Here is a 6,917-nt window from a genome sequence, read left to right on the forward strand (position 1 = left end):
CGGTATCCATGACCCCATGCAGACGCGCGAGCTCCACCCCACCACCCCCGCCGACCGCGCCGCCGTCCGAGCCGCGGCGGAATCCGTGCTGCGCGAGCTCGCCGGGCCGAGCGCCGCGCTGCGCGAGGACCAGTGGACGGCGATCGAGGCACTCGTGGTCGACGGCCGCCGGGCCCTGGTGGTCCAGCGGACCGGCTGGGGCAAGTCCGCCGTCTACTTCATCGCCACGGCGCTGCTGCGCGCCCGCGGCGCGGGGCCCACCGTGATCGTCTCCCCGCTGCTGGCACTGATGCGCAATCAGGTCGACTCGGCCGCCCGCGCGGGCATTCGAGCCCGCACCATCAACTCGGCCAACCCGGAGGAGTGGGCGGAGATCCAGCAGGAGGTCGCCGACGGGCGGGTCGATGTGCTGCTGGTCAGCCCGGAGCGGCTGAACAACCCCGACTTCCGTGACCAGGTGCTGCCCAAACTGGCCGCCTCCACCGGCCTGCTGGTGGTCGACGAGGCGCACTGTATCTCGGACTGGGGCCACGACTTCCGCCCCGACTACCGGCGGCTGCGCACCATGCTGGCCGAGCTCTCCCCCGGCGTCCCCGTGCTGGCCACCACGGCGACCGCGAACGCCCGGGTCACTGCGGACGTCGCGGAGCAGCTCGGCACCGGTGCCGGCGACGAGCGGGCCCTGGTGCTGCGCGGCCCGCTGGACCGGGAGAGTCTCAGCCTGGCCGTCATGGCGCTGCCCGACCCGGCGCACCGGCTGGCCTGGCTGGCCGACCACCTCGCCGAACTGCCCGGCTCCGGCATCGTCTACACACTGACGGTCGCCGCCGCCGAGGAGGTCACCGAGTTCCTGCGCGGCCGCGGCTACCCGGTCGCCTCCTACTCCGGCCGCACGGAGGACGCCGAGCGCCGCGAGGCCGAGTCGGCGCTGCTGGAGAACCGGGTCAAGGCACTGGTGGCGACCTCCGCACTCGGCATGGGCTTCGACAAGCCGGACCTCGGATTCGTGGTCCACCTCGGCTCACCGAGTTCCCCGATCGCCTACTACCAGCAGGTCGGCCGCGCCGGCCGCGGAGTGGACCGGGCCGAGGTCCTGCTGCTCCCCGGCCGGGAGGACGAGGCGATCTGGCGGTACTTCGCCTCGCTGGGCTTCCCCGCCGAGGACCAGGTCCGCCGCACGCTGGACGCGCTGGCCGAGGCCGGCCGCCCGCTCTCCACCGCGGCGCTGGAGACTGCGGTGGACCTCCGGCGCACCCGGCTGGAGACGATGCTCAAGGTGCTGGACGTGGACGGCGCGGTCCGCAAGGTGCGCGGCGGCTGGGAGTTCACAGGTCGGCCGTGGCAGTACGACGCGGAGCGCTACGCCAAGGTCGCCCGGGCCCGCGAGGCCGAGCAGCAGGCGATGCGTGACTACGTGTCAGCCGAGGGCTGCCGGATGGAGTTCCTGCGTCGACAGCTCGACGACCCGGAGGCCACGCCCTGCGGCCGGTGCGACCGGTGCGCCCCGCCCAAGCACTCCCCCGAGGTCACTGCCGAAGCGCTGGACGCGGCGCGCGCCGCGCTCGGCCGGCCCGGTGTCTCCTTCGACACCAGGCGGATGTGGCCGACCGGGATGGAGTCGCTGGGCATCCCGCTGAAGGGCCGGATCCCGGCCACCCAGCAGGCCGAGCCGGGCCGCGCCCTCGGGCGGCTCTCCGACATCGGCTGGGGTGGTCGGCTCCGTGCCCTGCTGGACGAGCGCGCCCCGGATGGCCCAATCCCCCGCGAGGTGCTGGACGCGCTGGTCGGCGTGGTCGCCGACTGGGCCCGCGGCCCGGGCGGCTGGGCGGGCCCGGCCGGGTCGAACGGCGAGCGCCTGGACCGACCGGTCGGCGTGGTCGCGCTGGACTCCGCCACCCGTCCGGAGCTCCTGGCCAGCCTGGCCGGGCAGTTGGCGTCGGTCGGCCGGATGCCGCTGCTCGGCCGCATCGAGTACGCCACCGGCCAGCCCCCGCACGGTCCGCGGAGCAACAGCGCCCAGCGGCTGCGCTCGGTCGCGGGCGCGCTCGCCCTCTCGCCCGCGCTGACCGAGGCCCTCGCCGCGAACCCCGGCCCGGTGCTGCTGGTCGACGACCTGGTGGACTCCGGCTGGACCCTCACCGTGGCCGCCCGCCTACTCCGGCAGGCCGGTGCCACCGCGGTACTCCCCCTCGTCCTGGCGGTCCGCGGGTGAGCACCGGCGGACGGCCGGACGAGCCGGCGGACGACCCGGGCGAGGCTGAAGCACCGGCAAACAGTCGGAGCAGCCGACTGGCGGTCCGGGAGAGGTGTAGGCGCCGACGGGCGGTCGGAGTAACCGACTGACGGTCCGGGGACAGGGCGAGCACCCAGGACCGGCACGCGCAGGGCTGGGCCCGGGACCCGAGCGGGGGTGACCATCCGAAGCCCGACAACGGCGCCGGCGGGGAATCGTTGATCATCCGCGCGCGAGCCGCTCCTCAGGTCCCGAAGAACCCGGCGGTAGCATCGTGTACATCTGAAAGTTCCAGCCAGTACACCCGCCGGTTCCCGCCCGATCAGCCGAACGGCCCAGCCGTAGGGGCGGGACATATCCGGCAGAAGCGCGACTTTCGGGCGGCGTTCGTCATTTCATCATTGCCGCTCGACCCGCTGTGACCTGAGAATTGGAAGGTATCCAGAGCCTGGTCCGTCGGACCCGGCCTTCGGCATACGCTCGTACGCTCCGGCGTCACGGGCCCGGGAAGGAGGACCGTGATCAACGGCATCGACCGAGGTCCTTCTCCCTGCGACAACTCGCGGACGATCGCCCTGGCGGACTGGACCGGCCTCGGCGTGCCACTGCTGCGGGCGCCGCGCGAGTTCGTCACCGAGCTGCACCAGCGCCACCTGCCGAAGCCCGGGACGACCGTGGTCGCGGTGCTCGATCCGGAGCAGCGGGTGGTGGCCTCCGCCTCCTTCGCGGTCCGGCCGCAGCTCGGCGACGGCTGGGAGCACCGCAACGCACTGCTCACCCAGCTCCGCCGGATCACTCCGCACGACCTGAAGCGCGCCGCGCCCAGCCGCGCCGCGGTCCTGCTGCGCTGCCGCGACGGCCGCCCGGGCTGGACCGAGCAGGACGGCGCCTGGATGTGGGCACTGCGCGCGGCCGCCGAACTGCACGGCCTGCGCTGCGGCTCCTACCTGACGCTCACGCCGGCCGGCTGGCAGTCGATCGGGGACGGGCGGCGCGGCCGGAACCCGCACTCGGGCTCCTGGACGCTCGGCCCGCTCCACACCGTCACCGAACTCCCGCCACCCGGCTACCTGCGGTCCGACCGGCCACCGGCCGGCCAAGAGCAGTCCGACCAAGAGCAGTCAGGCCAAGCGCAGTCAGACCAAGTGAACGGCCAGACCCCCACCGACCCGGCCCCCAACGGCCAGACCACCAGCGGCCAGACCACCAGCGGCCAGACGGCGGACGATCAGGCGAACAGCGGTCCGACGATCTCCGATTCGCCGCAGACCACCAGCAGCTTGGCGGCCCGCTCCAGCGCCTTGCGCGCCGCCGCGGCGACCCGGTCGGCCCGGCCCTCGTTGACCACCAGCACCACCACGTCGCGCCGCAGCGGACGGGTCGCGGCGGCGTCGGCGTAGAACACGTCGCCGCCGTCGGCGAGCTGGCCCCAGTAGCTCTCCTCGCCGAAGCTCAGCTCGTGCTGCTGCCAGGGGTGCGCCTCGCCGACCGTCAGGACCAGCACGTCGCCGGGGAGCCGGCCGGCTTCGAGCAGCGCGTCCACCGCCTCGTCGGCGCGGTCCAGCGCATCGGCGGCGGAGACCGAAAACAGCTCCACCGTCGGGCGGTTGGACCGCGGCGCCGGTCCGGGCTTGGGACGGGCGGCGGGCCGGGGTCCGGGAACGGGCCGGTCCGCACGGGGCGGTGCGGGGCGCGGCGGGCCGGGTCGGGGACCCGGGACGGGCGCGGCGACGGCGGTGGCGGAAGGCATACGGGGGGCAGGTGCGTCCGACTTGTGGGGAAGGGGAACGCCGGGGCCCGGGATCGTCTCGTGAATCTCCGGCTCCTCGGGGAAGACAGGCATACCCGGATGTCTATCAAATGCCGGTCGGATGCGCACGGGCACCCCACCAGTTGGAAGTGTGGCGTGCCACACGACCGGGCGCGACAACGTCCGGATGACGGTCGGATGAATGCTGACGAACCGTCAACACCCGGTCCGCCGAAGGCCCTCCGGACGCCGTCAGAATCCGAGCGAGAGCTGCTCGCCGACGGCCTCGGCCGGGGTGCGCTGCCGCTTCAGGTGGCTCCACCGCGGCAGGGCGTCGAGGTAGGCCCAGGAGAGCCGGTGGTGCTCGGTCGGCCCGAGTTCCTCCAGCGCGGCGCGGTGCACCGGCGAGGGGTAACCGGCGTTCTCCTCGAAGGCGAACGCCGGGTGGCCGACGCCCAGTTCCGCCATCTGCCGGTCGCGCTCGACCTTGGCGAGCACCGAGGCGGCGGCGACGCAGACGCAGGACTGGTCGCCCTTGATGACCGTGCGGACCTTCCACGGCCCGCCCAGGTAGTCGTGCTTGCCGTCCAGGATCACCGCGTCCGGCTCGACCGGCAGTGCCTCCAGCGCGCGGACGGCGGCCAGTCGCAGCGCGGCGGTCATCCCCAACTCGTCGCACTCCTGCGCGGAGGCGGAACCGAGCGCGTACGCGGTGACCCAGTCGGCGAGGACGGGGGCGAGCGCGTTGCGGCGGCGCTCGGTGAGCAGCTTGGAGTCGGTCAGGCCCTCGGGCGGACGGCGCAGGCCGGTGATCGCCGCGCCGACCATGACGGGCCCGGCCCAGGCACCGCGGCCGACCTCGTCCAGCCCGACCACCACGCGCGCTCCGGCCCGGCGCAGCGAACGCTCGACCGAGTGGGTCGGGGGGTCGTAGGGCATCGGCGCGGTCCGTTCGGTGAGGCTGGGTGACGATGCGGGGGGCTGCCCGCGGGTGGCACCTCCTGCACCGTTCAGCCTACGCCGCCGGGCGCGGGCGCCCGCGTCCCGATCCGCGCCGTGGCGGCAGCGGCGGTCGGGGTGCGCCCGGTGACCTGCGTCAACTCCCCGCGTGCGGACCCGAGATCGGCGATGTCAGTAGGGAGTGCAAGAGTGGACGCCACGGCGGCCGTGACGCGGTCGTCCACCGCCGGGAACGGCTGCGTCCGCCTCGGGGACCGGCCGCCACGCCCGGCATTCGGTGAACGGGTCCGTTGACCGATGCCAGGTCGAGCTTCACCCGGATCGCAAGCACCTTCCGAAACAGCAGTAGCCAGCAGGGGGAACAACAGTGGCTATCTCAGACACGCTCAGCAAAACGGCTCCATCCGGTGGGGCGAACCAGAACAAGGGGATCACCCTCACCGTCATCGCGGCCACCCAGCTCATGGTCGTGCTCGACGCGACGATCGTGAACATCGCGCTGCCGCACATCCAGGACGCACTGCACTTATCCACCACCAACCTGTCCTGGGTGATCAACGCCTACACCCTGACCTTCGGCGGCCTGCTGCTGCTCGGCGGTCGGGCCGGCGACATCCTCGGCCGCCGCCGGGTGTTCATCGTCGGCGTGCTGCTGTTCGGCCTCGCCTCGCTGCTCGGCGGCTTCGCGCAGAACGGCGGCATGCTGCTGGCCGCCCGTGCGCTGCAGGGCATCGGCGGTGCGATCTGTTCACCGACGGCCTTCGCGCTGATCGCCACCAACTTCAAGGAAGGCCCGGAGCGCAACCGGGCGTTCGGCGTCTTCTCGGCGGTGGCGGGTTCCGGCGCCGCGATCGGCCTGCTGGCCGGCGGCCTGCTCACCGAGTACCTGAACTGGCGCTGGGTCTTCTTCGTCAACGTGCCGATCGCCGCGCTGATCGCCTACGCCGCGCCGCGGTACATCAACGAGTCCGACCGCCAGCCCGGCACCTTCGACCTGCCCGGTGCGCTGACGTCGACGCTCGGCCTGGTCAGCCTGGTCTACGGCTTCATCCACGCCGCCGACCCGAAGGCGGGCTGGGGCAACGGCGTCACGATCGCCTCCCTCGCGGTCGGCGCGGCGCTGCTGGTCGCCTTCGTGGTGATCGAGCGGCGCACCGCCCAGCCGATCACGCCGCTGCAGCTGTTCCGCGACCGCAACCGCACCGGCGGCCTGATCATGATGCTCTGCCTGGCCGCGGCCATGTTCGGCATCTTCTTCTACGTCACGCTCTTCGTGCAGCGCGTGCTCGGCTACTCCCCGCTGATGGCCGGTGTGGCCTTCCTGCCGATCAGCGTCGCGATCATCATCGCGGCCCAGCTCGCCTCGACCTTCCAGGTCAAGCTCGGCCCCAAGCCGTTCATGGCGGGCGGCGCGGTGCTGGTGACGGTGGGCCTGTCGTGGCTGACCCAGACCAACGCGGACAGCAGCTACGTGGCGGGTGTCCTCGGCCCCACGGTCACCTTCGGCTTCGGCATGGGTCTGATCTTCGTCCCGGTCATGCTGATGGCGGTCGCCGGCGTGGCCGCGCACGAGACCGGCGCCGCCTCCGGCCTGCTGAACTCGGTGCAGCAGATCGGCGGTTCGGTCGGCCTCTCGATCCTGACCACGGTGTTCGCCAACGCGGCGACCTCCGAGGCCGGGAAGCAGGCGGCGGACTTCATGGCCAACGCCACCCCGGAGCAGAAGCTCTACCTCCAGCAGAATGGTTCCTTCCCGCTCGGCAGCAGCTGGGCCAACGACGTTTTGTCGTACGCCATCTCGCACGCCTTCGTGGTGGGCGTGGCGTTCTCGGTGGTCGCCCTGGTGACGGCGGTCTTCGTGATCAAGGCGAAGGCCGGCGACCTGCCGACCGAGGGCGCGGCCGGCCTGGCCGTCTGACCCGGCGTCAGCGCTGAACATCTCGGAGGGGGTGGTGCGGGCTCGCAGCCCGCACC

Annotated in this window: 4 protein-coding genes and 1 pseudogene; 3 read left to right on the forward strand and 2 right to left on the reverse strand. The window is 72.9% G+C overall.

Features of this window, described 5'->3' with window-relative positions; translation table 11 throughout:
• Positions 1-16: 16 nt before the first annotated feature.
• Positions 17-2,212, forward strand: coding sequence for a RecQ family ATP-dependent DNA helicase (locus AB0K51_RS28910; RefSeq protein WP_363460150.1), 2,196 nt, complete (start codon positions 17-19; stop codon positions 2,210-2,212).
• A 539-nt stretch (positions 2,213-2,751) separates the two neighbouring features.
• Positions 2,752-3,252 (forward strand): annotated as a pseudogene (locus AB0K51_RS28915) (hypothetical protein); the annotation flags it as partial.
• Positions 3,253-3,461: 209 nt separating this feature from the next.
• Here AB0K51_RS28915 and AB0K51_RS28920 read toward each other — a convergent pair.
• The gene (locus tag AB0K51_RS28920; protein ID WP_363460152.1) at positions 3,462-4,076 is read right to left on the reverse strand and encodes a hypothetical protein; all 615 of its coding nucleotides are present in this window, start codon (positions 4,074-4,076) and stop codon (positions 3,462-3,464) included.
• Positions 4,077-4,235: 159 nt separating this feature from the next.
• The gene (locus tag AB0K51_RS28925) at positions 4,236-4,922 is read right to left on the reverse strand and encodes a ribonuclease HII (protein WP_363460154.1); all 687 of its coding nucleotides are present in this window, start codon (positions 4,920-4,922) and stop codon (positions 4,236-4,238) included.
• A 388-nt stretch (positions 4,923-5,310) separates the two neighbouring features.
• Between AB0K51_RS28925 and AB0K51_RS28930 the strand changes: the two genes are divergently transcribed.
• The gene (locus tag AB0K51_RS28930; protein ID WP_363460156.1) at positions 5,311-6,861 is read left to right on the forward strand and encodes an MFS transporter; all 1,551 of its coding nucleotides are present in this window, start codon (positions 5,311-5,313) and stop codon (positions 6,859-6,861) included.
• Positions 6,862-6,917 lie beyond the last annotated feature (56 nt).

Source organism: Kitasatospora sp. NPDC049285, assembly GCF_040678815.1.
GTDB lineage: Bacteria > Actinomycetota > Actinomycetes > Streptomycetales > Streptomycetaceae > Kitasatospora.

What these genes read in the sequence shown, in the direction of transcription:
- AB0K51_RS28910 (WP_363460150.1), top strand. Translation starts at nt 17, where the DNA reads ATGCAGACGCGCGAGCTCCACCCCACCACCCCCGCCGACCGCGCCGCC.
- AB0K51_RS28920 (WP_363460152.1), bottom strand. Translation starts at nt 4,076, where the DNA reads ATGCCTGTCTTCCCCGAGGAGCCGGAGATTCACGAGACGATCCCGGGC.
- AB0K51_RS28925 (WP_363460154.1), bottom strand. Translation starts at nt 4,922, where the DNA reads ATGCCCTACGACCCCCCGACCCACTCGGTCGAGCGTTCGCTGCGCCGG.